At 59.7% G+C, this 21971-nt stretch carries 32 protein-coding genes, 1 tRNA gene and 1 pseudogene; 12 read left to right on the top strand and 22 right to left on the bottom strand.

Annotated elements, in window-relative coordinates; all coding sequences use genetic code 11:
• Positions 1–196 precede the first annotated feature (196 nt).
• Together HCF10_RS20550 and HCF10_RS20555 are read right to left on the bottom strand one after the other, a co-directional pair.
• Complete coding sequence (locus HCF10_RS20550; protein WP_131696191.1) at positions 197–562, bottom strand: hypothetical protein; 366 nt, start codon at positions 560–562, stop codon at positions 197–199.
• A 391-nt stretch (positions 563–953) separates the two neighbouring features.
• A complete protein-coding gene (locus tag HCF10_RS20555) occupies positions 954–1301 on the bottom strand; it encodes a hypothetical protein (protein WP_167656279.1) in 348 nt (115 codons plus the stop codon).
• A gap of 76 nt (positions 1302–1377) precedes the next feature.
• On the opposite strand from HCF10_RS20555, the gene HCF10_RS20560 reads away from it, so the two are divergent.
• The 3 genes from HCF10_RS20560 (at position 1378) to HCF10_RS20570 (ending at position 2801) form a co-directional block, all read left to right on the top strand.
• On the top strand, positions 1378–1578 hold the full coding sequence (locus tag HCF10_RS20560) for a hypothetical protein (protein ID WP_167656280.1): 201 nt from the start codon (positions 1378–1380) through the stop codon (positions 1576–1578).
• A 78-nt stretch (positions 1579–1656) separates the two neighbouring features.
• Positions 1657–1869 carry a hypothetical protein gene (locus HCF10_RS20565; RefSeq protein ID WP_167656281.1) on the top strand — a complete coding sequence of 71 codons (213 nt, stop codon included), beginning with the start codon at positions 1657–1659 and terminating at the stop codon, positions 1867–1869.
• A gap of 722 nt (positions 1870–2591) precedes the next feature.
• On the top strand, positions 2592–2801 hold the full coding sequence (locus HCF10_RS20570; protein ID WP_167656282.1) for a hypothetical protein: 210 nt from the start codon (positions 2592–2594) through the stop codon (positions 2799–2801).
• Between the two features lie 40 nt (positions 2802–2841).
• Here the strand turns inward: HCF10_RS20570 and HCF10_RS20575 are convergent.
• Positions 2842–2928, bottom strand: a tRNA-Leu gene (locus HCF10_RS20575).
• A 224-nt stretch (positions 2929–3152) separates the two neighbouring features.
• Between HCF10_RS20575 and HCF10_RS20580 the strand changes: the two genes are divergently transcribed.
• Entirely contained in the window at positions 3153–3617 is a 465-nt protein-coding gene (locus HCF10_RS20580; RefSeq protein ID WP_167656283.1) for a hypothetical protein, read from the top strand.
• A gap of 90 nt (positions 3618–3707) precedes the next feature.
• Positions 3708–3899 carry a hypothetical protein gene (locus HCF10_RS20585; protein WP_027606617.1) on the top strand — a complete coding sequence of 64 codons (192 nt, stop codon included), beginning with the start codon at positions 3708–3710 and terminating at the stop codon, positions 3897–3899.
• A 45-nt stretch (positions 3900–3944) separates the two neighbouring features.
• Here the strand turns inward: HCF10_RS20585 and HCF10_RS20590 are convergent, their stop codons facing one another.
• A complete protein-coding gene (locus tag HCF10_RS20590) occupies positions 3945–4226 on the bottom strand; it encodes a hypothetical protein (RefSeq protein ID WP_131696199.1) in 282 nt (93 codons plus the stop codon).
• A 196-nt stretch (positions 4227–4422) separates the two neighbouring features.
• Between HCF10_RS20590 and HCF10_RS20595 the strand changes: the two genes are divergently transcribed.
• A complete protein-coding gene (locus HCF10_RS20595) occupies positions 4423–4881 on the top strand; it encodes a GFA family protein (RefSeq protein ID WP_131696200.1) in 459 nt (152 codons plus the stop codon).
• Positions 4882–4883: 2 nt separating this feature from the next.
• Here HCF10_RS20595 and HCF10_RS20600 read toward each other — a convergent pair whose 3' ends face one another.
• From HCF10_RS20600 to HCF10_RS20620, 6 genes and pseudogenes are all read right to left on the bottom strand, one after another.
• Positions 4884–5411 carry a DinB family protein gene (locus HCF10_RS20600; protein ID WP_167656284.1) on the bottom strand — a complete coding sequence of 176 codons (528 nt, stop codon included), beginning with the start codon at positions 5409–5411 and terminating at the stop codon, positions 4884–4886.
• 129 nt (positions 5412–5540) lie between these two features.
• Positions 5541–5615 (bottom strand): annotated as a pseudogene (locus HCF10_RS32095) (hypothetical protein); the annotation flags it as partial.
• Positions 5616–6038: 423 nt separating this feature from the next.
• Entirely contained in the window at positions 6039–6650 is a 612-nt protein-coding gene (locus tag HCF10_RS20605; RefSeq protein ID WP_131696202.1) for a LysE family transporter, read from the bottom strand.
• A gap of 113 nt (positions 6651–6763) precedes the next feature.
• Positions 6764–7249, bottom strand: coding sequence for an arsenate reductase ArsC (locus HCF10_RS20610; protein WP_131696203.1), 486 nt, complete (start codon positions 7247–7249; stop codon positions 6764–6766).
• Between the two features lie 13 nt (positions 7250–7262).
• Complete coding sequence (locus HCF10_RS20615; protein ID WP_131696204.1) at positions 7263–8546, bottom strand: arsenic transporter; 1284 nt, start codon at positions 8544–8546, stop codon at positions 7263–7265.
• A 19-nt stretch (positions 8547–8565) separates the two neighbouring features.
• Positions 8566–8922: a metalloregulator ArsR/SmtB family transcription factor gene (locus HCF10_RS20620; protein ID WP_131696205.1), complete on the bottom strand. Its 357-nt coding sequence runs from the start codon at positions 8920–8922 to the stop codon at positions 8566–8568.
• Positions 8923–9098: 176 nt separating this feature from the next.
• On the opposite strand from HCF10_RS20620, the gene HCF10_RS20625 reads away from it, so the two are divergent.
• The 4 genes from HCF10_RS20625 to HCF10_RS20640 all read left to right on the top strand — a co-directional run bounded on the left by HCF10_RS20625 (position 9099) and on the right by HCF10_RS20640 (position 10914).
• Entirely contained in the window at positions 9099–9314 is a 216-nt protein-coding gene (locus tag HCF10_RS20625; RefSeq protein ID WP_025856028.1) for a hypothetical protein, read from the top strand.
• Positions 9315–9385: 71 nt separating this feature from the next.
• Positions 9386–10081 carry an AzlC family ABC transporter permease gene (locus tag HCF10_RS20630; RefSeq protein WP_131696206.1) on the top strand — a complete coding sequence of 232 codons (696 nt, stop codon included), beginning with the start codon at positions 9386–9388 and terminating at the stop codon, positions 10079–10081.
• Positions 10078–10389, top strand: a complete 312-nt coding sequence (locus HCF10_RS20635; RefSeq protein ID WP_167656285.1) for an AzlD domain-containing protein — start codon at positions 10078–10080, stop codon at positions 10387–10389. Before HCF10_RS20630 ends, HCF10_RS20635 begins: the two co-directional genes overlap by 4 nt.
• Before the next feature lie 171 nt (positions 10390–10560).
• Complete coding sequence (locus HCF10_RS20640) at positions 10561–10914, top strand: hypothetical protein (RefSeq protein ID WP_131696208.1); 354 nt, start codon at positions 10561–10563, stop codon at positions 10912–10914.
• Between the two features lie 144 nt (positions 10915–11058).
• Here the strand turns inward: HCF10_RS20640 and HCF10_RS20645 are convergent, their stop codons facing one another.
• The 11 genes from HCF10_RS20645 to HCF10_RS20695 all read right to left on the bottom strand — a co-directional run bounded on the left by HCF10_RS20645 (position 11059) and on the right by HCF10_RS20695 (position 20801).
• The gene (locus HCF10_RS20645) at positions 11059–11763 is read right to left on the bottom strand and encodes a YoaK family protein (RefSeq protein WP_131696209.1); all 705 of its coding nucleotides are present in this window, start codon (positions 11761–11763) and stop codon (positions 11059–11061) included.
• Positions 11764–11832: 69 nt separating this feature from the next.
• Entirely contained in the window at positions 11833–13455 is a 1623-nt protein-coding gene (locus HCF10_RS20650; RefSeq protein WP_131696210.1) for an ABC-F family ATP-binding cassette domain-containing protein, read from the bottom strand.
• A gap of 124 nt (positions 13456–13579) precedes the next feature.
• A complete protein-coding gene (locus tag HCF10_RS20655) occupies positions 13580–14629 on the bottom strand; it encodes a DNA topoisomerase IB (RefSeq protein WP_167656286.1) in 1050 nt (349 codons plus the stop codon).
• Between the two features lie 77 nt (positions 14630–14706).
• The gene (modC, locus tag HCF10_RS20660; protein WP_167656328.1) at positions 14707–15786 is read right to left on the bottom strand and encodes a molybdenum ABC transporter ATP-binding protein; all 1080 of its coding nucleotides are present in this window, start codon (positions 15784–15786) and stop codon (positions 14707–14709) included.
• 5 nt (positions 15787–15791) lie between these two features.
• Positions 15792–16472: a molybdate ABC transporter permease subunit gene (gene modB, locus HCF10_RS20665; RefSeq protein WP_131696212.1), complete on the bottom strand. Its 681-nt coding sequence runs from the start codon at positions 16470–16472 to the stop codon at positions 15792–15794.
• The gene (gene modA, locus HCF10_RS20670; protein WP_167656287.1) at positions 16473–17231 is read right to left on the bottom strand and encodes a molybdate ABC transporter substrate-binding protein; all 759 of its coding nucleotides are present in this window, start codon (positions 17229–17231) and stop codon (positions 16473–16475) included. It lies immediately after the preceding gene.
• Positions 17232–17350: 119 nt separating this feature from the next.
• Positions 17351–18409, bottom strand: a complete 1059-nt coding sequence (locus tag HCF10_RS20675) for an NAD(P)H-dependent flavin oxidoreductase (protein ID WP_167656288.1) — start codon at positions 18407–18409, stop codon at positions 17351–17353.
• 105 nt (positions 18410–18514) lie between these two features.
• Positions 18515–19561 carry a bifunctional DNA-binding transcriptional regulator/O6-methylguanine-DNA methyltransferase Ada gene (ada, locus tag HCF10_RS20680; RefSeq protein WP_131696215.1) on the bottom strand — a complete coding sequence of 349 codons (1047 nt, stop codon included), beginning with the start codon at positions 19559–19561 and terminating at the stop codon, positions 18515–18517.
• A gap of 75 nt (positions 19562–19636) precedes the next feature.
• Positions 19637–20302 (bottom strand): DNA oxidative demethylase AlkB, encoded by a 666-nt coding sequence (gene alkB, locus HCF10_RS20685; protein ID WP_131696216.1) that lies wholly within the window; start codon positions 20300–20302, stop codon positions 19637–19639.
• A gap of 4 nt (positions 20303–20306) precedes the next feature.
• Positions 20307–20474, bottom strand: a complete 168-nt coding sequence (locus tag HCF10_RS20690) for a hypothetical protein (RefSeq protein WP_167656289.1) — start codon at positions 20472–20474, stop codon at positions 20307–20309.
• Positions 20475–20498: 24 nt separating this feature from the next.
• Entirely contained in the window at positions 20499–20801 is a 303-nt protein-coding gene (locus HCF10_RS20695; protein ID WP_003173824.1) for a DUF1883 domain-containing protein, read from the bottom strand.
• Positions 20802–21013: 212 nt separating this feature from the next.
• Between HCF10_RS20695 and HCF10_RS20700 the strand changes: the two genes are divergently transcribed.
• The gene (locus tag HCF10_RS20700; protein ID WP_131696217.1) at positions 21014–21364 is read left to right on the top strand and encodes a hypothetical protein; all 351 of its coding nucleotides are present in this window, start codon (positions 21014–21016) and stop codon (positions 21362–21364) included.
• A gap of 20 nt (positions 21365–21384) precedes the next feature.
• Positions 21385–21615 carry a hypothetical protein gene (locus HCF10_RS20705; RefSeq protein WP_027606591.1) on the top strand — a complete coding sequence of 77 codons (231 nt, stop codon included), beginning with the start codon at positions 21385–21387 and terminating at the stop codon, positions 21613–21615.
• Between the two features lie 9 nt (positions 21616–21624).
• On the opposite strand, the gene HCF10_RS20710 is transcribed toward HCF10_RS20705, so the two are convergent.
• Positions 21625–21906, bottom strand: coding sequence for a hypothetical protein (locus HCF10_RS20710; RefSeq protein WP_027606590.1), 282 nt, complete (start codon positions 21904–21906; stop codon positions 21625–21627).
• Positions 21907–21971 lie beyond the last annotated feature (65 nt).

Below are 21971 nucleotides of genomic sequence, written 5' to 3' on the forward strand. Positions count from 1 at the left end.
CCGTCCAAGTAATCGCCAGGCTGCTGCGCCCGGTAAGGTTAAGGATTAAAGCCAGCAATGCTGATGTATGTGCGAGATGTCCAGCCGCTACTGCAAACGTGTTTTGCTCATTTGACTTCCAGGTCATAAACGCGCCGGTATTGGCACTTCCCCATTCCTTGGGCTGCGGGCGACGGGGCTGGGGAAATCCATAAATTCAAAGGCCAAGATCCATCCCTAGCAACTCGCCTTTGAGCCTGTTCGGGCTACTACAATCAGGATTGTTCTCTCTAGCCAATAGGTAGTCGGCCAACTCATTTCCTAATTCGGCTGACCGTATAGGATCTTCGTTTTCTAAAGGTGCTATGAGATCCATAATTTCTTGCAGATTCGACAGTCGATGAGCGAAACGTTCGTTGCCCTTGAGAGCGTTTATCCGTTCCGCTGAACGAGATAAGCGCATACCCTCGCGGTCCTTGAAATCTTCAATTTCTAACATGATCGCGTAGCGCAGCCCCCGGATCCACTGATGATCTTTGGCGGGTGCTACAGAGAATTGTCTTATCTTGTCGCCTATTGCCATGGTTTCCTCATGCGTTTGATGAATTAGTGTGGCGCAACGCTACCATTTCGTAATGGACGTAGTTACTGGCATTCCATACACACTGTATGCCTGTCCAGGAAGACTGTAGATTCAACCCCTAAAGGATGATGCAAGCCTGTGGAGCGGTAACCAGAGGTATGCAAAAGTACCCAAGAAATACTGGTTTTTAGGGCTTATGTAGACGGCTAGGCCCAGAGCAATACCTATTACTGCTATCGATATATCGGTAGATCTTGCTGCGTCCTTTCTGGTGAGCTCATTCCTCGTGACCTTTGTGATGTGCCGAAGGTGCAAAACGCGATGACCGAGTTGTAATGTCAGCCTGTTTTACGAGCTTGCGGTCAGTGAGCGTCTTTTATCACGTTGAAGTTCAATAACAGAGGCGGCGGCAAGCCATAAAAAAGAAAGCATCCAAACGTAAAATCCGTAGCTGTAGCTTGTGATGCTTATCCTTCCGGCGCCATCGTTCCAGATGCTGGTGTAGGAGAACGAGGTTAGGCCCATCGCGATTGCTATGATTGAGCAAATGCCGGTCGAGCATGTAGACGAATGCGAGTCGGTGCAGGTTGTGCCGCTTTCTGTCGATCATCACCGTCAGATAGCCACTTGAAACCAGGCTGCCCGCAACAGTTCTGCTTCGGCTGACAAGCCAGGTGAAAACGCCCGATTCTGGCGAGTAGGCAAGTATCGATTTCAGGTATTCAGGGGCGATAGGCATGGCTTCGCCTCGCCAGCTGGCGTGATTCGTTTAAGTGGGTGATATGCTTTGCTGCTTATCAAACAAGGAGGTGGTAATGGCGGGTAAAAAGCTTGAAGCGTTCCGCGAGTGGTTCACGCCGCGTAAGCGGTTATGGGCAGGGCTCGCTTTGCTTGTCACTGCGACATTCGGGCCGCTTTTCTATCCAGGCTTCAATGGTTATTGGGGTATCTTTATTGCTCCTGGGATCATGTTTCTCTGCAGTGCATGGAATCCCGAAGCTCGCGATAAGCGCTGATAGCCTAGCCGTCTGGCGCTATTCAGCGATATAGGGTATTGCGGGTGACCGGCATGGAGCCGGATCAAGGAGGTATGTATGCGTGATTACAACTACGAAGCAGGCCTTCATAAGCTTCAAATCGCAAAAGACGAAGCTGAGGCAGCGGCGGAAGATTTCTACGACAAATACTGGCCGTTCCAGACTGACGAGATAGCCGCTCAGTACGGGGAACTGCAGTTCACGGCGGTTATCATGCTCGCCGAGTTTGAACAATTCGCTCAGCAAGGCAGCGTTAAGCACGCACGGTAACGCTCCTTAAGGTGTGTTGCTTGTTCCGCAGTTCCGGCAGTCTTCCCGGTAGCGCTGAGCGTCGCTTATGAACCGACCGCAACCATCGCAGTTGAACATCATCATTCGCGGCCTTTGCGGCTGCACCAGCTTTATGGCTGAGCCTCGCAAGGTCTCCTTGATGTTCACGTCGTCGCGCTCAAGATCCTCGGCTCGGCCATTCAGCACCAGCAGCTGCACCGCCTCGCTGACTTCCTCGAGCTAATGCCAGAGCATCAGCTCGTCGAGCATTTGCCGGGTACCGTACGGGACTGTGTGCCGCATCGCCCAGTTCCTGCCGCTTCTCGGCGAGCCTGGCCGTTCGTTCTTCCTGGGTCACAGCCAAGGCCTACCTCTTCTATTCCGCTGGCTGGCAGCGCGAGCCAGGTTTGACGTTTGCGTTGCTGGATGCGGGCTATGTGGCGCATGAATCGACCTTTACCTGGCTTCAGGCGCCTACGGCTTCGAAGATCCGCGCGGCGTGATCCTCTTACCGAAGTACAAGGAGGCGAGCATGCGCTCCCACTTATTACGTGGTGGTCGCCAACTGGATTGCGAATAAGCGATTGGTCGCGCTGCAAGGCTGCTTATAGTCAGCACCACTTCATCAAAGGCTCGCTTCGGCGGGCTTTTTTTATTGCCTGGAGAAAAGCAGGAGCGCAGCACGCGCCGTCAATCTGCCGCGCGTGACAACCGGACGGCTGTTGCGGATCACTCGACTGACTGCTAACCAGAACAACAAAATCTCCAACACTATGCAGATTGCCGGCCTCACCGAGGTGATCGACGCGAAGATCAGCTGTTCGGCATTTCTGTTCGTTGGAGTGGACGGCTTAGCAGGGGGCTGGATCTTGGGATTTGATTTAGGTCGGCAGGACGCCGGAGCAATGGAAACTGCGGAGCAAAAAAGATAAGGGCCTGCATGAAGTTCATCATGCAAGCCCTTGATATATATGGTGCCCGAACCCGGAATCGAACCGGGACGCCCTTACGAGCGGGGGATTTTAAGTCCCATGCGTCTACCAGTTTCGCCATTCGGGCGGTAGCGCGTTGTTACAGGGTTGGGAATATATAGATCCAGGCGCTTCGACGCAAGGTCGGACTGCCGCTTTCTTGCTTCAGGGGCGCCTGAAAAAGCTTGGCAGATCAGTGATCTACATCGGCTTTAACAGGCGAACCAGAGGATTCCTACGGCAGGGGAACAAGCGGCATAAATGACAGTCATAGCGATATGCCATCCCGGCAGTCTGGAAAGGAATCAGTTGATGCTCAGTGTTCGCAAGCGATCCTGGTGGGTGGTTGCAGGTGTCATGGGACTGTTGGCCGGTACGGCACAGGCTGGGAGTGCGGTGAAGTGGGGGGATTTCAGCGCGTCAGGCGGTGACCGGTTGACGGGGGCTTCGCTGGAGGCCGGCAATCAGTATGTGTTGAAGGCGTCGAGCATTTCGGTGGGGGATATTGAACAGCTGCAAGCGGCGCAGAAACGTACCGATAGCGAGGTGCAAGGCCTGAAAAGCAAGCTGGAGGGTCAGGACCGCGCGTTCGATGAGTTAAAGCGCAGGGACGGTTCGAGTGCCAGCTCCAGTGACAGCCAGTTGGCGAGCCTCAAGCGCACGGTCGAGAATCAAAACAGCACGATCGAACGGCAGAAAAGCGACATCGACGGTTTGAAGCGCAGCCTGGATGATCTCAAGCGCACCGTGGATACCTTGAGCAACAAGGTCAAGTAGCGTGGCCGCCGCGACATGCGGTCAGTCATGAGCCTGGACTCGGGTGTAAGGTAGGGCGTGCAACGCTAATCTCAGGAAAGCGAGGTGACTATGAGCGCTCCACTGCTGAAGAAGCTGCATCTGAATGGGTACGACATCGTGCAGGTCAATTTCGGGCCATGGCGGGTGTGTACGCCCCAGGACCGGCTGGCGTCCTTTAACTCCCGCGAACAGGCGCTGGCGTATGCCGCCACGTTGCCGGGCTACCAGGCCCGCAACCGGCCGGTGTCCAATGATGATTGATTGAAAACGAAGCCCCGGTTTGACCGGGGCTTCTGCGTTTCTGGCTTATACGAAGGGCTGTGCGCCGAAGCCACGTGGCAGGCGTTGCAGCCCTGTCAGCTCGGTCAGGCGTTGCGTCCAGGCACTGCGCCAGTCGGTGCTGGTGTGGGTCTTGGCTTGGCGCGAAGCACGGCGAGCGGCGTTGCGCTGGTTGCGGCGCGCTTCCTTGAAGGCGTCGGTGTTGCGGCAGGTGCGGCACTTGACCCGTTTCAGCTCGGTGCTGGAGGGCAGGTTATTGCCGTGATGACCGCAGGCCAGATGCCCGGCAACCTTGAAGTGAATGACCATGTAAGCGTCTCCTTCTTATTGGGTGCGCGCATCGGTAAACCCACAATGCACGCGGGGAGGGCGGGGATTAAAAATCCGGGCACCTGAAATTTCGACCCCGTGGGTGCGGCAGCGTTCGGTTTTGCCCTTGGACCTGTTCAATACCCCTGCCTGGACGCTAACCTGGCACGCCACTGATCATGAAAAGGAGTGTGTGATGAGCGTCGAAACCCTGCCCTTGGAAGGCAGTTGCCGTTGTAACAGGGTGCGCTTCAGCGTGAGCCAGGCGCCGGTAATTACCATGGCGTGCCACTGCACCGGTTGCCAGAAGATGACCGCCAGTGCGTTCTCCCTCAGCGCGCTGATTCCCGCCAGCGCGTTCACCGTGACCCAGGGTTGCCCGGTGGTCGGCGGCCTGCACGGGGTCGATCGTCACTATTGCTGCCCGCACTGCATGAGCTGGCTGTTTACCCGGCCCCATGGCATCGATGAGTTCGTCAACGTGCGTGCGACATTGTTGGATAGTGCCGCGGATTACGTGCCCTTTATGGAGACCTGGACCCGCGAAAAACTGGCCTGGGCTTCCACTCCGGCCGTCGAAAGCTTCGAGCAGTTGCCGCAACCCGAGGATTTTGTAAGGTTGTTGCAGGCCTATGCCGAGTTCAGTGCTCGCTGAGTTCAGTCAATCAAAGCGAGCAGGTCCGTATCGCCTACGTCCTGCCCGGCCTGGGTCAGCAGCGTGGTGACCTGGCCTCGATGGTGGGTCTGGTGATTGAAAAAATGTACCAGCAGGGCGCCAAACGGCTTGCTGGCCGCCGCGCCGCGCATGTTGTGGTAGTGCAGGTGATGGTCGAGGTCGGGCTCGCGCAGGGTGTGGACCCAATCGATGATCAACGGGTCCAGCCAACGGCGCCGGACTGCGAGTTCACCCAGGTCGGCGAACGCCAGCTGCTTGAGGTCCGAGGGGGCGGCAATGGCGCTCAGGGGCGCCAGCACCTCATAGCCTGCGGGGTGCAGGGCAAAGCGCTTGAGCCAGACCGTGTCGCCCAACGTCAGATGGTTGAGCGTGCCGAAGATCGAGCCGAAAAATGCCCGGCGGTCCACGCGCAATTCATCGTCCGTGAGCTTGGCCGCCGCGTCATAGACCTTGCGGTTCATCCACTGGTTATAGGTCGCCAGCAGCGCCATTTGTTCGATACGGTCCACGTGCTTTACCCCTCGTTGGCAATGGTGCCGTCATCATAAGGCAATTACCTGGACGACCCGCAGTTGCAACGGCACCTGGCGCAACCTGCCAAGCCCAGTGAAATGGTTGCGTTGGCGTTCCGCCTGCTTGGTCAGCAGCACGTAGATGAACGGATTGTTCAGTGCCTGCAGGAACTGGACGATGGCGTGAGGCGGTTTGTCATGGACCTCTTTTCTTATGCAGTAGCGTGTTTTTTACGGCGCCCATTGTCTGTACTCCTGTCGCCAATTCTCGATAAAACATACCCGGTACTTACCTGAATACAGGCGAGCGAAAGCATGCCGAGTCGCTGACTTCGCGATCTTGGATAACTTCTACTATCAAGCTCCAGCGCAGCTTACCGGACCGGGGAGGCGAGTCCTGTCATATTCTGGGTTGGGCGCCCGATGCCCGCCAATGCGGTGCTCGGACAGCGACTGGATACTGTGTCCATTGGCTTCTTTTGTGAGGGTTAAAAAAGGCCCCAGTTGCGGGCACGGGCAAACTACTCAGACAGTTACACAATGTCAGCGCATGATTAATTAGATAGCCCGGTGTTCAGGGTTCATTCAGACAAGAGGCCTTCGAAAGTTACCCGATATATAACTTCATATGCCGCGTGCGGCGAGAATGGCCAGATAGATCAATACCAAACCGCAGGCGCCATAACTGATGCGCTGCCAAGTGGGCGATGCGTTCTTGCGCAGCAGGTTCACCAGTGCAGCGATCAAAAAGCATGACAGCACCGAAGCCAACATGAAGCCGGCGAAAAACATCAGCGTCTGTCCATGACTGGGCGTGGCGCCGACGATGCCTGAGAGCGCGCTGCCGAGTGCTCCCCAGTAGACGATGTTTTTCGGGTTGGCCAGGGAGATTGCCGCGCCCACGGCCAGCGCATTTTGTCGGGTGCTGGCCGGTGCATCATCGGCTTCGGGCAAGTGCCAGGCGTCGATCAGGCTGCGAACGCCCAACCAGGCCAGGTACAGCGCGCAGATGATCGTCAGCGGCACGCGCACGGCGTCATGCTGGATCAACAGCGCGATGCCGGTGAGGCCGATCACCGCCCACACGGCATCGCCTACCAGCGAGCCAAACTGCACCAGCAAGGCGGGTGTGAACCCGTGCAGCAAGCCACGGCGCAGGGTCTCCGCCAGCACCGCACCGGGGGAGAGGCAAAACACAAAACCGAATACCAGCGCGTAAAAAAAGATCGTCAGCATGCCCGCGTCCTTTCAGGAAAGTGCGAGAGCATACGCTGGCAGAGGGTTGGCGATCCATATCTGCACACACTGTTGTGGCAAGCCCACTTGCCAACGTGGGATTCATTCAGCCGTCAGGGCGTGGTCATTTCCAGCAGCGCGATGCGGTCGAGCTCGGCCTTCAGCTCGCCAGGGCTGAGGTGGGCAAAGGGCAGGGCGAAAAACGCTCGGCAACGGGTGGCGATGGTCGCCAGCGTTGCGTCGAATGCGGCTTGGATATTGGTTTCATCGCCCTGCACATCCGAAGGATCTTCCAAGCCCCAATGCGCCTTCACCGCCGGCCCGAAATACACCGGGCAGGCTTCACCCGCCGCCTTGTCGCAGACGGTGATGACCACATCCGGCGGGCTGCCTTCAAATGCGTCATTGCCCTTGCTGTACAACCCCTCGGTGCGGATGCCCGCCGCCTGCAACGTGCTCAGGCTGCGCGGCAGGACCTGGCCCTTGGGAAAGCTGCCGGAGCTGACCGCGGCAAAACCCTGCGGGGCCAGGTGGTTGAACATCGCTTCGGACAAGATGCTGCGACAGCTGTTGGCGGTGCACATGAACAGGACTTTCATTGCGGTCTCTCCTTCAGATACTCAGGCGCAACGCGAGGGCGGCGAGGGTGATCAGCAGCACCGGCAAGGTCAGCACAATCCCGACCTTGAAGTAGTAGCCCCAGGTGATGGTGATGCCTTTGCGCGCCAGGATATGCAGCCACAGCAGGGTGGCCAGGCTGCCGATGGGAGTGATTTTCGGGCCCAGGTCGCTGCCGATCACGTTGGCGTAGATCATCGCGTCCTTGACCACGCCCACGGCATGGCTGGACTCGATGGACAGCGCGCCGATCAATACCGTCGGCAGGTTGTTCATCGCAGAGGACAACAACGCCGTCAGCACCCCAGTGCCCATGGCCGCACCCCACACGCCGTAAGTGGCAAAGGTATCGAGCCAGGTGGCCAGGTAGGTGGTGAGGCCGGCGTTACGCAAGCCGTAGACCACCAGGTACATCCCTAAGGAAAAGACCACGATCTGCCACGGGGCTTCCTTCAGCACCTTGCGCGTGGAGATCTTGTGGCCCTTGGCGGCGATCACCAGCAGGAGCACGGCGCACACCGCGGAAATCGCGCTGATGGGAATGCCCAGCGGTTCCAGGGCAAAGCAGCCGATCAGCAGGATGCCCAGCACCCACCAGCCGGCGCGGAAGGTGGCGCGGTCGTGGATCGCGCTGGCGGGGTCGGCCAGGTCGGCCGGGTCGTAGGTCTGGGGAATATCTCGGCGAAAGAACCACAGCAGCACCGCCAGGGTGGCGGCGACACTGACGAAGTTGACTGGCACCATGACGGCGGCATATTCGTTGAAGCCGATCTTGAAATAGTCCGCCGAGACGATATTCACCAGGTTCGACACCACCAGCGGCAGGCTCGCCGTGTCTGCGATAAACCCCGCTCCCATCACAAACGCCAGGGTCGCCGCCGGCGAAAAGCGCAGCGCCAGCAGCATCGACATCACGATGGGGGTGAGGATCAGCGCTGCGCCGTCGTTGGCAAACAGCGCCGACACCAGGGCGCCGAGCAGCACCATATAGGCAAACAAGCGCCGGCCACGCCCGCGCCCCCAGCGCGCCACATGCAGCGCAGTCCAGGCAAAGAATCCGGCCTCATCCAGCAGGAGGCTGATGATGATCAGCGCGACAAACGTCCCGGTGGCATTCCAGATGATGTGCCATACCACCGGGATATCCGCCAGGCTGATCACGCCACAGGCCAGGGCCAGGATCGCACCCAGTGTGGCGCTCCAGCCCACTCCGAGGCCCTTGGGCTGCCAGATGACCAGGACGATGGTGAAGATGAAAATGGCGACTGCGACAAGCATGAAGAAACGCTCCGGTGGTTCAGCAGCAGGTGCTGGCTCGTTGTGGTCTGTCGCCCATTGCACCCAGACGCTGTGCGTCGTTGTGCAACCATGGCTGGTTGGCTTGCAGGGTGATGTCCAGCACCTGGGTCACCCAATCGGGCAGTGCCGGGTTGACGCGGTAGTAGATCCATTGACCCTGACGACGATCCAGCAGCAGCCCGCTACTGCGCAGTTGCGCCAGGTGGCGGGAGATTTTTGGCTGGCTGTCGTCCAAGGCATGGATCAGTTCGCACACGCAAAGTTCGCCTTCACGCTGAATCAATAACGTCAGCCGCGCCCGAGTGGCGTCGGCCAGGCACTTGAACAAGGTGGGCGGTGTAAGGGGCGCCGACATGACCATGACCTCTGTATATATGAGGATTCGAATATACGTATTTCCATATATTTTGGTCAAACCCTGTTTCAATTGATATGGATCAAATCACCGGAAAACCGCCACAAGTGATTGAAATTAAAATGAAACACGAATGTCCTAAAGTGCCTCCCCATTGCTGATGAAGGAAGACCCGCGTGACCCGTGCCACTCGCAACCTGCGCAAGACTCTGGATTCCGTCGCGGAAAATAACGAAACCGCGGCGTTCGACCTGATGCGTGCCGTCGAAAAGCTCGGCGATGAAGTGCTTCGCCAAAGGTTGCTCAACACGATTCACCGACTCAACCAGGATGCTCACGAACTGCGTGAAGCGCGGGATTCGGTGGAGCAGGTGTCTGTCAGGCTCGCCTGAGCAAGATCGTTCAAGACAAGCCCCTTAGAGGGCTGGCATGCTTGTCGACTGTCTGTCGATGAGCCGTTTCCATGCCTGCTGCCTTACCTCATTACGCGTTCGCTCGCGGCGCAATCGCCGTCATTCCCTTGTCCCTGGCCTGTGCGCCCTGGGGACTGCTGGCCGGCTCCATGGCCATCGATGCGCAATTCACCCCCCTGCAAGCCCAGGGCTTGTCCGCCATTGTGTTTGCCGGCGCTGCGCAGTTGGTCGCCATTGGCATGGTCAAGAGCGGCGCCAGTCTTATTTCCATTGTGCTGACTACCTTGCTGCTAACCTCCCAACATCTGCTGTATGGCATGCACCTGCGCCCGATTCTTTCGCCGCTCAAGACGCGCTGGCGCATCAGCCTGGGCTTTCTGATGACCGATGAGTTCTTTGCGCTGGTCAGCCACTATGACCGCGAAACCTTTAATCGCTGGTATGCCCTGGGCGTCGGCTTGACGTTTTACATCATCTGGAACCTGTTCACCCTGGCCGGTATCGTGCTGGGCAAAAGCATCCCCGGCCTCGATCAGTTGGGCCTGGAGTTCTCGATTGCCGCCACCTTTATTGCGCTGATCACCCCGGTGGTGCGCGACGTGCCGACGGTGGTCTGCGTGGCGGTGTCGCTGCTGTTTTCCGTATGGCTGAGCTTCCTGCACTGGGAGTCGGCCGTGGTGGTGTCGGGCGTGCTGGGCATGAGCGCAGGGTTTTTCTGCAAACGGCTGGGGGTTGGGCAGCGATGATTTACCTGATGATTGTGGCCATGGGCCTGGTGGTTTTTTTCAACCGCTATTTGTTTATCGAGCCGCGCCTGCCGGTGCGCCTCAACCGTGGGGCACGGGAGTTTCTCGGGTTTGCGGTGCCGGGCATGCTCACGGCGATCTGCGGGCCGATTATTTTCCTCGCCGACCACCAGCTCAACCTCAGCCCGGCCAATCCGTATTTGCTGGCAGGTATCTGCGCGGTGGCGCTGATGTTCTGGACGCGCAACGTATTGATTACCGTGCTGCTGAGCATGGCGCTGTTCTACCTGTTTCGCTGGTGGCTCTGAAGCGCAGGCGAAAAAAAGCCCGCGGGAGGGCGGGCAGAAGGAAGGCTTCTGAAAATGAGCCAGGCCACTATAGGCGGCACATTCTCGCACCACAGTGAAACAAAATTCATGGCGGCGTCAGTCAGCCTTGCGGCAATGGTACAGTCGCGTTTTTTCCAACGAGGCAATGGCATGCACAAGGTGGTAATGGGCGCATTGGTATTGGTAGCACTGGCCGGTTGCGCGGGATCGAAGATGAACGAGGCGCGCTTGGGTGCTCCGTACAAGGCCATGGCATCGGACAAGGCCACGCTGGTGGTTGCCGAGTGCATCCAGTTTGGCTGGCAGGACGAAAGCGTGTTTGGCGTCGACGCCGGAGGCTTCAAAGAGCCGAACGGCGCCGGTGGCTTCACCGTCTACACCACGGGTGGCGATTACTTCGTCGACGTGCAAAGCGCCGGCGCCGGTTCGTCCGTCAAGTACTACGCCGTTGAAGATACGATGCCGGCCAAACGTCGTTTGGCTGCACTCGCGACTTGTCTGTAGTCCGTTGCCTTAGTCATTTTGGGAAACGCCCGGCGGGACAGCCGTTGGACATTCGCTTATGATTCAATCCGCCCGCCCGACATAATGGCTCTTTACCAGTACACGGACGTCGAGGCCTAACCGTCGGGCGGGCACCTTTGTTCCTTATCGCGGCATAAAACCCAAATGCCAGCGCCGGGGAATCTTCAGCGACACCAGCCCCAACACCCCCGCCAATACACCGCTGACCACCAGCGCCCTCAGCCCCATGTGCTGTTCCAGCAACGCGCCGATCACCGCGCCGACAAACATTCCCGCCCACGGAATCAGTTGCACCCGCCAGCCGTTACGGCGTTCCCCCAGCATCCAGCGTCCCAGTCCGCGCCCAAAGCGTGACAGCGCGCCAGTGACGTAGGTAAGACCCACCGGCAAGCCGTTGACCTCTTCCACGGCTGCGTTGAGCATGCCCATCGCGATAATCGCCGCCAGCAGCGCGGGCAATGTATCGGCGAAGGGCAACAAGGCTGCGCCGCAGAGCAACGTTGCAATACACAGCAGCAGGGGCAGGGCATGGCGCCGGCTGAGACGGCTGACCACTACACCCAAGGCGTTACCGGCGACGAATGTGGCGACCAGCAACAGCAGGCGTGCGGTCAAGCCGAGATCCCCAACACTGATGGCCACTGCCAGGCGCGTGGTGTTGCCGCTCATGAACGAAACAAAGTCGCCGCTGGCCATAAAGCCGATGGCGTCAGTCATGCCCGCCAATACCGAAAGGCTGGCCACCAGCATCAGGCCGACGCGGCCCCGCCAGCGCTTTTGATGGGCCAGTGCGGCGTTGGCATACGGCTTGTGGGGCGAAGGCAACATAGGGCCGGCTTCCTCGGTGAGATTATCCGGCCACTACCCTAGGACGCTTTGATTGCGCGCGCAATAACCTCAGACACTCTCCAGGCGCCAACCCTCAGTCTCCCACGTCAAAAGGTGAGTCGGCTTGATCGCCTGAACGAATGCTTCGTCATGGGAGACCGCCACCATCGCCCCGGTAAAACCTCGCAACGCCTGCTCGAAAGCGTTCACCGATTCCAGGTCCAGGTGGTTGGTGGGCTCGTCGAGCAACAGCAGTTGCGCGGGTGTCTCACGCCACAGCGCAATCGCCATCGCGGCTTTCAAACGCTCGCCGCCGCTGAGGTGCGCGGCCGGTTGTGTCACCCGCAGGGCATCCAGTTGCAGCAACGCCAGGCGCGTACGCAGTTCGGCTTCGGCCAGTGGTGTGTCGAGCAGGTTGAGCTGTTCGACGACGGAGCGCCGGTCGTCCAGCAGCGCCAGGTGCTGATCGATATAGGCACTGGGCACAAACACGTGGCATTCACCGCTGAGCGGCTGCCATTGGCCTGCCAGCAGCTTGAGCAAGGTGGATTTTCCGCAGCCGTTTGGCCCACGCACGGCAACGCGCACCGGGCCCATCAGGTTAAGGGTGAGCGCTGGGTGGTCCAGCCACGGTAACCGGGCATTGACCAGGGCCAACACCTGTCGGCCATTGGGTACCGCTGAGCCTGGCAAAGCCAACAAGGTGGGGGATTCATCGATGACGCGCGCATAGGCCTGGCGCACCTGGTCATCCAACCGGGCTTTGTCGGCGAGGTGCGCGCGGTGCCGTGTGTCGACGACCTCGGTGGCGGCGTTTTTCCACCGAGCCCTGGTAAACCGGTCCACGTTGGCGGTCTCTGCGTGTTTGCGCGATTGGGCGGCGTTACGTTGCAGGTTATCGTGGTCCATTTGCAGGCGCCGACGTTCGCGGCTGCGTGCCTGGCGAGCGTGTTCCAACGCAGCGATGGCGGCCTGTTGCTGCCCGTCGTGTTGGGTGCGATAAGCCTGGTAGTTACCGCCATACACCTGTGGTCCGAGGGGCGATAGTTCGACGATGCGGCCCATGGTGTCGAGCAATTGCCGATCATGGCTGACCACCACCAGGCCGCCGCGCCAATCCTTCAGCACACGCAGTAACCAGGTGCGGCCAGCCCTGTCGAGGTGGTTGGTGGGTTCATCCAGCACCAGCAGTTGGGGGGCGGCCAACAGCGCACCGATTACCGCGACTCGAGCCAATTGGCCGCCACTGAGTCGCTCGGCCGGCGCTGCAAAGCCGAGTTGTTCCAGACCTGCTGCATCCAGGGCCCGGCGCAAACGATCGGCAAGGTCCCAGCGATCGGCGATCAGCGCCAGGTCGTCGACCTGCGCTTCGCCCCGGGCCATGCGTTCAAGGGCCGCCAATGCCTCGGCGACCCCGGCAATGTGGGCGACGGTTTCCCCTGCGGTCACCGCCAGGTACTGCGGCACATAGGCCACGCTGGCCGCGCAATCGAGTGAGCCGCTGGTGGGTAGCAGCACTCCGGCGATGAGTTTGGCGAGGATACTTTTGCCCCGTCCATTGCGCCCCACGATGCCGGTGGGTGTGTGGTCGATGGACAGGCTCAGGTCGTCCAGCAAGGTCTCGCCGTTGGCGAACTCGAAGCACAGGTGTTGCAGGGAAACCAATACGGGCAGCCGGTTGACGTCAGTCATCAGCACCTCCAAAAAAATGTCGAACAGGCCAACAAGCGCGCCTTGCGGCTTGTTGCAGATACATTTTGGAAGGCTTAGTGGTTCACGTCGGCGGTCGTCCCGGGAGTCAGAAGGGAGGCAGAGCCTAACCCGCCTTGGCTTTCTGGGGCAAGTCGGCGGCCAGTTGCTCAAGGAACATCGCCAAGGCGACTTCCTCGGCCTTCAGGCCTTTGCGCAGCCGTGGCTTGGGCAGCTTGGACAATTCACCCAGGCTGAAATGCTCCAGCACGGCCGGGTGGATATAACACTTGCGACACACGGCGGGCGTGTTGCCCAACTGTTTGGCGACATCCTTGACCATCGCCACCACATGTCGCTTGGCGTCGGATTCCGGTTGCCATTCCAACTCCCGCAGCACCGCCAGCGCCATGGCGGTGCCAGCCCAGGTGCGGTAATCCTTGGCGGTGAAGTCGGCACCGGTAAGGTCGTGCAGGTAGGCGTTGACGTCATGGGAACTGACGGTGTGCCGCTCGCCGTCCTCGTCCAGGTACTGGAAAAGATTTTGCCCTGGTAACTCCAGGCAGCGCTTGACCACTGTGGCCAGGCGCCGGTCCTTGACGCTGACCTGGTGCTCCACGCCACTCTTGCCGCGAAACTGGAACTGGATTTCGCTGCCTTTCACATCCACATGGCGGTTGCGCAGGGTGGTCAGCCCGTAGGATTTGTTGTCGCGTGCATATTGGGTATTGCCGACACGGATCAGCGTGGCGTCCAGCAGCATCACCACCGTGGCCAGGACTTTTTCGCGGGTGAAGCCGGGTTCGGCGATCTGCGCTTCCAGCTGTCTGCGCAGTTTCGGCAGGGCGTTGCCGAATTCCTGCAGCCGAGCGTACTTGTCACTGTCACGCACCTCGCGCCAGCGCGCGTGATAGCGGTACTGTTTGCGCCCACGGGCGTCGCGGCCGGTGGCTTGCAGGTGGCCGCGCGGGTCGGCGCAGATCCACACGTCGGTATAGGCCGGAGGGATGGCGAGGGCGTTCAGGCGCTTGATCTCATCGGCGTCCTGGATGCGCTCGCCCTTGGCGTCGAAGTACTGGAATTTGCCGCGCAGCTTCTTGCGGCGGATGCCGGGCTGGGTGTCGTCAACGTAATGCAGGTCGCGGGGCAGGTCGGCGGGCAGCGCGGAGTCGGGCATGGGGCAAATTCCTTGGCAAAAAATCAGACCGGTATGCCTGATTGACCGCAGCCGTATGTGGTCGTGCCAAAAGGTTTTTACGCCAGTACGGCGACCGCTTTGATTTGTGCCCACATCGATTGGCAGGGATGCAGTTGCAACTGGTCACGGGAGAACCGCGTGATACGCGCCAGCAACGGCGTGCCATCCGCGTCCAGGCGCACGAGCACATGGGCGCTGTTATCCGCTGCAATCTCTTGGGTAACCGTCACCGGCAGGCGGTTGAGGATGCTGCTGTGCTCTCCGGCGTGCAGGCTGAGGCTGACGTCGCGTGCCTGTACCTTGACCCGCAACGCCTTGCCCAGCGCCAGCGGTGCATGGGCCACGCGCAGATGCTGGGCACTGTCGGGCAGTTGCAGCGTGAGCAGTTGGTAGTGATCGTCGTAGGCGCTGACGCTGCCGTTGATCACCACGCCAGCGTCGTCCCCCAACGCCAGTGGCAGGTCGAGCCGCGCCAGGGTTTCGCCTATGGGACCACTGGCCAGCGCCTTGCCGTCGCTGAGCAACACGATGTGATCGGCCAGGCGTGCCACCTCATCCTGGGCATGGCTGACGTACAGCATGGGGATGTCCAGTTCGTCGTGCAGGCGTTCCAGGTAGGGCAGGATTTCACCTTTGCGCTTGCTGTCGAGAGCGGCCAGGGGCTCATCCATCAACAGTAGTTTTGGGCTGGTGAGCAGGGCACGGGCGATACCGATACGCTGGCGTTCACCGCCGGACAGGTGTTGGGGGTGACGCTCAAGCAGATGGCCGATCCCCAGCAACTCCGTAGCCTGAAGCATATCCACCCGGCGTTGCGGGCGCGCGATGCGTTTGAGACCGAACTCCAGGTTGGCCCGCACCGACAGATGGGGGAACAGGCTCGGCTCCTGGAACACGTAGCCGAGCGCGCGCTTGTGCGGCGGCACGAATAGCCCGTTGCGGCTGTCTTGCCAGACTTCATCGTTGATCTGGATAAACCCGTCTTCGGCGCGCTCCAGCCCGGCGATGCAGCGCAGGCAGGTGGTCTTGCCGGAGCCCGAGTGCCCGTACAGCGCAGTCACCCCACGGCCGGGCAACTGCAGGTCCACGTCCAGGGCAAAGCCTGGGTACTTCACGTTCAGGCGCACATTGATCATCGACATCAGCTCCAGCCCATCTTGGTTTTACGGCTGGAGTAGAGCGCCAGCAACACGAGGAACGCGAATACCACCATGGCGCCCGCCAGCCAATGGGCCTGGGCATACTCCATGGCTTCGACGTGATCGTAGATCTGCACCGAGACCACACGGGTTTTGTCCGGGATATTGCCGCCGATCATCAGCACCACGCCGAATTCGCCGACGGTATGCGCAAAGCCCAGAATGGCCGCGGTCACAAATCCCGGGCGCGCCAGGGGCAGGATCACGGTGAAGAAGGTGTCCCAGGGATTGGCGCGTAGGGTCGCGGCCACTTCCAATGGGCGAGTGCCGATGGCGGAGAAGGCGTTTTGCAACGGCTGCACCACGAACGGCATGGAATAGATCACCGAACCAATCACCAGCCCGGCGAAGCTGAAGGTGAGGGTGCCCAGGCCGAGCCATTGGGTGAACTGGCCAACGTAGCCATGGGGCCCCATGGTCAACAGCAGGTAGAAACCGATTACCGTGGGCGGCAGTACCAACGGCAGGGCCACCACCGCGCCGATAGGGCCGCGCCACCATGAACGGGTGCGCGACAGCCACAAGGCGATCGGAGTGCCGATGACCAGCAGGATCACCGTGGTCAGTGACGCCAGTTTGAGGGTCAACCAGATTGCGGAAAAATCGGCACTCGACAGGGGCATTTATTTGGCCAGCTCATAACCGTAGGACTTGATAACGGCAGCGGCTTTCGGCCCCTTGAGGTACTCGACCAGGGCCTTGGCTGCGGCGCTGTCTTTGCCCTTGTTGAGGATCACCGCGTCTTGTTTGATCGGGTCGTGCAGGGTGGCAGGGACGATCCAGGCCGAACCGCTGGTGACTTTGCCGTCTTTATAGATCTGCGACAAGGCGACGAAACCCAACTCGGCATTGCCGGTGGAGACAAACTGAAAGGCCTGAGTGATGTTCTGGCCTTCGACGAGCTTGTCCTTGACCTTCTCGGTCAACCCTTCCTTGGCCAGCACCTGGGTAGCGGCGAGGCCATAAGGCGCGGCTTTCGGGTTGGCGATGGACAGGTGCTTGAATTCGTTTCTCTTCAAGACCTCCCCCTTGGCGTCCACATAGCCTTCCTTGGCCGACCACAGCGCCAGGGTGCCCACGGCGTATGTGAAGCGCGAGCCTTTGACGGTGTCGCCTTCGCTTTCAAGTTTCTGCGGGGTGGTGTCGTCGGCACTCAGGAACACTTCGAACGGCGCGCCGTTCTTGATCTGGGTGTAGAACTGCCCGGTGGCGCCGTAGGCCGCGACCAGCTTGTGGCCGGTGTCTTTTTCGAAGTCGGCGGCAATCGCCTGGATCGGTGCGGTGAAGTTAGCTGCTACGGCTACCTGGACCTCATCGGCATGGGCCGAACCGACAGCGAACGCGGCGGCCAGCATGGTCAGGCGTAAGGCGTGAATCTTCATGAAGCAGCTCCTTGGGGACTGTACGGCCTGTTATAGGGAGAAGATGTAACCGCTATGTATGGGAATATATAGCGGTTAGCCATTGCCGGTACAGTGCAAAGTTGCCGCAGGTGAAAGCGCTATTTGAGCTTTGCTAAAGCCTGCTCGGCCAATTCGCGGGTCAGTTCATAGGTGCTTGTGTCTTTACCCAGGCGTAGCGCCTGGCCGGACCACAGGTTGCTGAAGCCTGCTTCGTCCTTGGCCTTGAGTGGTATTAATGCGCCGCCGGACCTGGGAAACGCGGGTGCCGTGGGGTTGATCGCTCCCAGCTCACTCATTGCCCGGTTAATGATGCCCCGTGCCGGGCGCCCGGTGAATAGGTTGGTCAGGGCGGTTTCGCTGGCCTGTGCATGGCGCAGCGCATGGTGATGGGAGGCTGTGATCGTAGCTTCGGGGGTGAACAGATACGCCGTCCCGATCTGTACCGCTGAAGCGCCCAACGCCAAGGCTGCGACGATGCCACGTGCATCGCCAATACCACCGGCCGCAATCACTGGTACGGTCACCGCGTCGACGATCTGCGGCACCAGTGCCATCAGGCCTATCTGGCTGCTGAGGTCGTCGCTCAGGAACATCCCGCGATGCCCCCCGGCTTCAATGCCCATGGCAATAATCGCGTCGCAACCGTGCTGCTCCAGCCAGATCGCCTCTTCAACGGTGGTGGCTGACGACAGCACCTTGGCGCCGGTGGCTTTTACCCGATCCAGCAGGGATTTTTCCGGCAGGCCAAAGTGAAAACTGACGACCTCGGGCCGGAACGCTTCAACCACCTGGCAAGCTGCGTCGTTGAACGGTGCGCGATCGGAAACCGGCGTTGGCGCCTCAAAATCGGCACCCAGCTCGCGGTAGTAGGGCTCCAGCAGAGCCTTCCAGCGTCGATCACGTTCTTCGTCGGCGGCAGGGGGCTGGTGGCAAAAGAAGTTGACGTTGATGGGGCGCGTACTGGCCTGGCGAATGCTGGTCAGCGCGGCGCGCAGTTGCTCGATGCTCAGTGTGGCCGCCGGCATCGATCCTAGGGCGCCCGCTTCGTTGGCGGCGATGACCATGGCGGCGGTCGTGGCACCGGCCATCGGCGCCTGGATGATAGGCACGTCGATGCCGAGCAGGTCGAGAATGCGGGTGTCTGGCCAGGTGCTCATGGGATGCGTCTCCAGCGTGAGTCGGTTTTTTCGCTGTTTTAGCAGGGTACCTGGCACCCGGCCAGTCTGTTTTATTCACTGGACGAGGTGGGCTTTTCGTGCGCGTCAGTGGTCTTTTTCGCGATCGAGCAGCTGCCGCTTGCGCTCAACCCCCCAGCGATAGCCGGATAAATCACCATTGCTGCGCACCACCCGATGACAGGGAATCGCCACCGCCAGGCTGTTTGCTCCGCAGGCTTGGGCCACCGCGCGAAAAGACGTGGGTGCGCCGATACGCTGGGCGATCTGCGCGTAGCTGGCCGTGCTGCCCACCGGGATTTCGCGCAAGGCCTGCCATACCCGCTCCTGAAACGCCGTGCCGCGCAGGTCCAGCGGCAGGTCCAGGCCCAGGGCGGGAGCCTCGATAAACCCCACCACTTGGGCGATAAGCTGTTCGAAACGACGGTCGGCGCCCACGAGGTTGGCCTTGGGGAATTGGTCCTGCAGGTCGCGCACCAGTTTGTCCGGGTCATCCCCCAATAGAATCGCACACACACCTCGGGCACTCTGCGCCACCAGGATCGCACCCAACGAGCATTGCCCGACGGCAAATAGAATTTGGTTGTTGGTGCCGCCGGCCTTGTAGTCGCTGGGCGTCATGCCGAGCAATTGGTTGGCCGACTCATAAAAGCGGCTGTTGGAATTGAAGCCGGCTTCATACAGCGCATCGGTTACCGAATGCGGGCCCTTGAGCCCCTGGCGCACCTTGCGTGAGCGATGGGCGCTGGCGTAACCCTTGGGCGTCAGGCCGGTCACGCCTTTGAACACGCGGTGGAAATGGAACGGGCTCAGTCCGGCCCGGCTCGCCAGCGTGTTGAGGCTGGGCGCGGTGTCGGCGTGTTCGATCTGCCGGCACGCGTCAGCCACCAATTGCGCATGCTGCGCAGCCAGCTGCGTCTGGTCACCGGCTGCGCGTTTACTGGCGCGATAACCGGCGGCCTCGGCCTGTGCCGGGGTGTCGAAAAACTCGATATTTTCCGGGCGGGGCAATCGCGAGGCGCTGCTCGGGCGGCAATACACACCAGTGGTTTTTACGCCGTAGACGAACAGCCCGTCGGCTTTCGGATCGCGGGCAAGAATCGCAGCCCAGCGCAGATCTTGTTCGGTAGTCATAGTTGGCACTCTTGACGGATCCTGGCCAGATTAGCCGTGCCGCAGTGGCCTGGCACTCCGAAGCTTGCGGTCAAATCAGCCGGCGGTGCGAAAAGTGAGGTTGATACGTTGCGGGCCCATGATCGGGTGCACGCCTTCCTTGATCGGCGTCACCCCATGAAAGCGCAGCCGATCGACCCCGCCCCAGACCACCACATCACCATGGAACAGCGAGACCTTGCGGGTCTTGTCACTACGCGCGTGACCACCAAACAGGAAAACTGCCGGCAGTCCAAGGGATATCGACACGACGGGCTCGCTGTAGCGACGTTCATTCTTGTCCTGGTGCAAGGACATTTTCGCGCCCGGAACATAACGATTGATCAAGCAGGCGTCGGGGGCAAAGTCGACAAACCCGGCGTCTGCTGCGGCTTCTATGGCCAGTTGGCGCAAGGTGTCCGGCAGCGCTGGCCAGGGCTGCCGGGTGCGAGGGTCCAGGGGCGTATAGCGGTAGCCGCTGGTGTCGCTGGTCCAGCCCAGCGCGCCGCAACTGCTCAAGGCTGCCGACATGGTAAAGCCACCGGGCGTAACCATTTGCCGAAACGGCGATTGCGCCAGCACACGGCGCAGTTCTGGTAGAAGGCGCTCAATCCAGGGCAGGGCATATCCCCTAAGCACGTAGGACTGTTCGCCGATCTGCTCACGTGCTGCTGGTTGTTGCAGGGCGTCATCGGCGAACAAGTCATCTGTGGGCCCGGGCATTGCCTTACAGCGCCTTGCTCACGTTGATGTCGGTGATTTCATCGCTGGTATCGTGGATTTTCGCCAGGGCTTGCAGGGCCTCTTCTACGCTGTTGGTGGTAAGTTGGGCGAACTCAAAGCGGCGTTCGCCATTGAGCTTGTACTTGATCACGTATTTGGTAGTGGTGGTCACGGTGATTTCCTGTGGCTGTTCGAGTCAGCTCAGCTTGGTGCTGGTGCGACGTACGATGCGAATCTTGTGGGACAACGCAGGCTTGCGCGTGACGCTGATTGCGCGGCGGGTCACCACGTCCAGGGTGATATTCCAGAACCCGGTGCTGGGTGCGGTGATCTTGGCGGGGAACTTGTCGAACGCGCCGCCGTGGTACGTGTGGCGGCCGCCATTCTTGAAACTGCGAAAATTTGCGTCACTCATCAGGCGAATATTACAAGTCTGCGAGCATTCGATGACGACAATGTCCCCCTCGTTGAGGTGCTCGCGCTGGTGGATAAATTTCATGAGGGTGTCTCCAGAAGGGCTTTTTCTGAAAAATCAGAATGATACGTAGGTTAAGATGGAGTTTATCAGCCCCAGCGCGTTTATTATCGGCCCGTCTTCAACGGCGTCGACAATTTAAAACAGTTATTTACCGAGTTATAAGAGATAAATCCTACGTGGGCGGGAGAAAATTACTATCTCCGCTGTCGTAGGGTCTTTAATGGAGGATTTGTATGAAGTGGAGTGTGTTGGTTCTGGCCTTGGCGATAGGTGGGTGTGCTTCGGTTGCAGATATCAAGCAGACCCCGCCGACGTTGGCCGTCATCTCCGGGAAAAAACCCCAGGAGTACGCCGCGTGTGTGGTAAGAAAATTGTCGGCCACCCGTCGGCCGCCGCAGATTGAACCGCATAAAGACGGTGTCCAAGTCATCGTGCCGCAGAAACTTTCCGCCGATCCTTCGGCAATTTTCGATATTGAAGAGCGCTCCAGCGGTAGCAGCATCAAGCTCTACGAGAGCATGTCCAACGTGCCTATCCGCCCGGGTGACGTGAAAAAGGCCGGTGAAGAGTGCATTTCCGGTTGATGCCGCTGGGGAAAGCCGATATGAAGCGTGAACACGTCAAAGCCCGTCATGCCGAGGGTGAAATCTCGGCCACCCATGTCATCCAGAACCCCGCCGATCTGGGCGAGTGGATCGTCTTCTTCAAGAAAAGCGGCGGTCGCAGCTTTTTTCTGGTGGATGATCAGGATGAAGTCGAGTCCTTTGCCAGTCTTGACGAACTCAGCGAGATCCTTCGGGAGCTGGGCATCAAATTTGCCGAGATCCACCTATAACCCTCGTGGTTACTTGCAGACCACCACCACACTGCGACTTTTGTAGTTGCCCACATCCTGGCCCAGGGTCTTGTCGCTTTCTTTCAGCGATGGCGTGCCCTCGGTGCCGACAATGCGATAGCCGGTGCCTGCGCAGGAGGCATCGGCTTTTTCGTAGCAACTGGCCCAGGAGTTGGCTTCACCTGAACAGTCGATGGTCAGGCCTTGCTCGCCGTTTTTGAGGTAGACATCGGAAGTGGTGGTGCAGCCGGCAAGTGCCAGTACCGCAGTCAGTGCCAGAAATTTGTTCATGTGTGTTCGTCGTCGAGGGTGTGGGAGGGGCGCTGACACTGTCGTGGGGCGTTTTTGAAAGATTA

The organism is Pseudomonas sp. B14(2022), from assembly GCF_012030485.1.
In the GTDB taxonomy this organism is placed as follows: domain Bacteria; phylum Pseudomonadota; class Gammaproteobacteria; order Pseudomonadales; family Pseudomonadaceae; genus Aquipseudomonas.

Bases quoted from the DNA above. Each gene is read 5' to 3' on its own strand.
- HCF10_RS20565 (WP_167656281.1), top strand. From the start codon at position 1,657: ATGCGTGATTACAACTACGAAGCAGGCCTTCATAAGCTTCAAATCGCA.
- HCF10_RS20560 (WP_167656280.1), top strand. From the start codon at position 1,378: ATGGCGGGTAAAAAGCTTGAAGCGTTCCGCGAGTGGTTCACGCCGCGT.
- HCF10_RS20620 (WP_131696205.1), bottom strand. From the start codon at position 8,922: ATGTCGGCGCCCCTTACACCGCCCACCTTGTTCAAGTGCCTGGCCGAC.
- HCF10_RS20650 (WP_131696210.1), bottom strand. From the start codon at position 13,455: ATGACTGACGTCAACCGGCTGCCCGTATTGGTTTCCCTGCAACACCTG.
- HCF10_RS20585 (WP_027606617.1), top strand. From the start codon at position 3,708: ATGAGCGCTCCACTGCTGAAGAAGCTGCATCTGAATGGGTACGACATC.
- HCF10_RS20590 (WP_131696199.1), bottom strand. From the start codon at position 4,226: ATGGTCATTCACTTCAAGGTTGCCGGGCATCTGGCCTGCGGTCATCAC.
- modB (WP_131696212.1), bottom strand. From the start codon at position 16,472: ATGCCCCTGTCGAGTGCCGATTTTTCCGCAATCTGGTTGACCCTCAAA.
- modA (WP_167656287.1), bottom strand. From the start codon at position 17,231: ATGAAGATTCACGCCTTACGCCTGACCATGCTGGCCGCCGCGTTCGCT.
- HCF10_RS20550 (WP_131696191.1), bottom strand. From the start codon at position 562: ATGGCAATAGGCGACAAGATAAGACAATTCTCTGTAGCACCCGCCAAA.
- HCF10_RS20555 (WP_167656279.1), bottom strand. From the start codon at position 1,301: ATGCCTATCGCCCCTGAATACCTGAAATCGATACTTGCCTACTCGCCA.
- HCF10_RS20675 (WP_167656288.1), bottom strand. From the start codon at position 18,409: ATGAGCACCTGGCCAGACACCCGCATTCTCGACCTGCTCGGCATCGAC.
- HCF10_RS20615 (WP_131696204.1), bottom strand. From the start codon at position 8,546: ATGCTTGTCGCAGTCGCCATTTTCATCTTCACCATCGTCCTGGTCATC.
- ada (WP_131696215.1), bottom strand. From the start codon at position 19,561: ATGACTACCGAACAAGATCTGCGCTGGGCTGCGATTCTTGCCCGCGAT.
- HCF10_RS20635 (WP_167656285.1), top strand. From the start codon at position 10,078: ATGATTTACCTGATGATTGTGGCCATGGGCCTGGTGGTTTTTTTCAAC.
- HCF10_RS20705 (WP_027606591.1), top strand. From the start codon at position 21,385: ATGAAGCGTGAACACGTCAAAGCCCGTCATGCCGAGGGTGAAATCTCG.
- HCF10_RS20595 (WP_131696200.1), top strand. From the start codon at position 4,423: ATGAGCGTCGAAACCCTGCCCTTGGAAGGCAGTTGCCGTTGTAACAGG.
- HCF10_RS20645 (WP_131696209.1), bottom strand. From the start codon at position 11,763: ATGTTGCCTTCGCCCCACAAGCCGTATGCCAACGCCGCACTGGCCCAT.
- HCF10_RS20580 (WP_167656283.1), top strand. From the start codon at position 3,153: ATGCTCAGTGTTCGCAAGCGATCCTGGTGGGTGGTTGCAGGTGTCATG.
- HCF10_RS20640 (WP_131696208.1), top strand. From the start codon at position 10,561: ATGCACAAGGTGGTAATGGGCGCATTGGTATTGGTAGCACTGGCCGGT.
- HCF10_RS20710 (WP_027606590.1), bottom strand. From the start codon at position 21,906: ATGAACAAATTTCTGGCACTGACTGCGGTACTGGCACTTGCCGGCTGC.
- HCF10_RS20700 (WP_131696217.1), top strand. From the start codon at position 21,014: ATGAAGTGGAGTGTGTTGGTTCTGGCCTTGGCGATAGGTGGGTGTGCT.
- HCF10_RS20630 (WP_131696206.1), top strand. From the start codon at position 9,386: ATGCCTGCTGCCTTACCTCATTACGCGTTCGCTCGCGGCGCAATCGCC.
- HCF10_RS20605 (WP_131696202.1), bottom strand. From the start codon at position 6,650: ATGCTGACGATCTTTTTTTACGCGCTGGTATTCGGTTTTGTGTTTTGC.
- modC (WP_167656328.1), bottom strand. From the start codon at position 15,786: ATGATCAATGTGCGCCTGAACGTGAAGTACCCAGGCTTTGCCCTGGAC.
- HCF10_RS20610 (WP_131696203.1), bottom strand. From the start codon at position 7,249: ATGAAAGTCCTGTTCATGTGCACCGCCAACAGCTGTCGCAGCATCTTG.
- HCF10_RS20695 (WP_003173824.1), bottom strand. From the start codon at position 20,801: ATGAAATTTATCCACCAGCGCGAGCACCTCAACGAGGGGGACATTGTC.
- alkB (WP_131696216.1), bottom strand. From the start codon at position 20,302: ATGCCCGGGCCCACAGATGACTTGTTCGCCGATGACGCCCTGCAACAA.
- HCF10_RS20655 (WP_167656286.1), bottom strand. From the start codon at position 14,629: ATGCCCGACTCCGCGCTGCCCGCCGACCTGCCCCGCGACCTGCATTAC.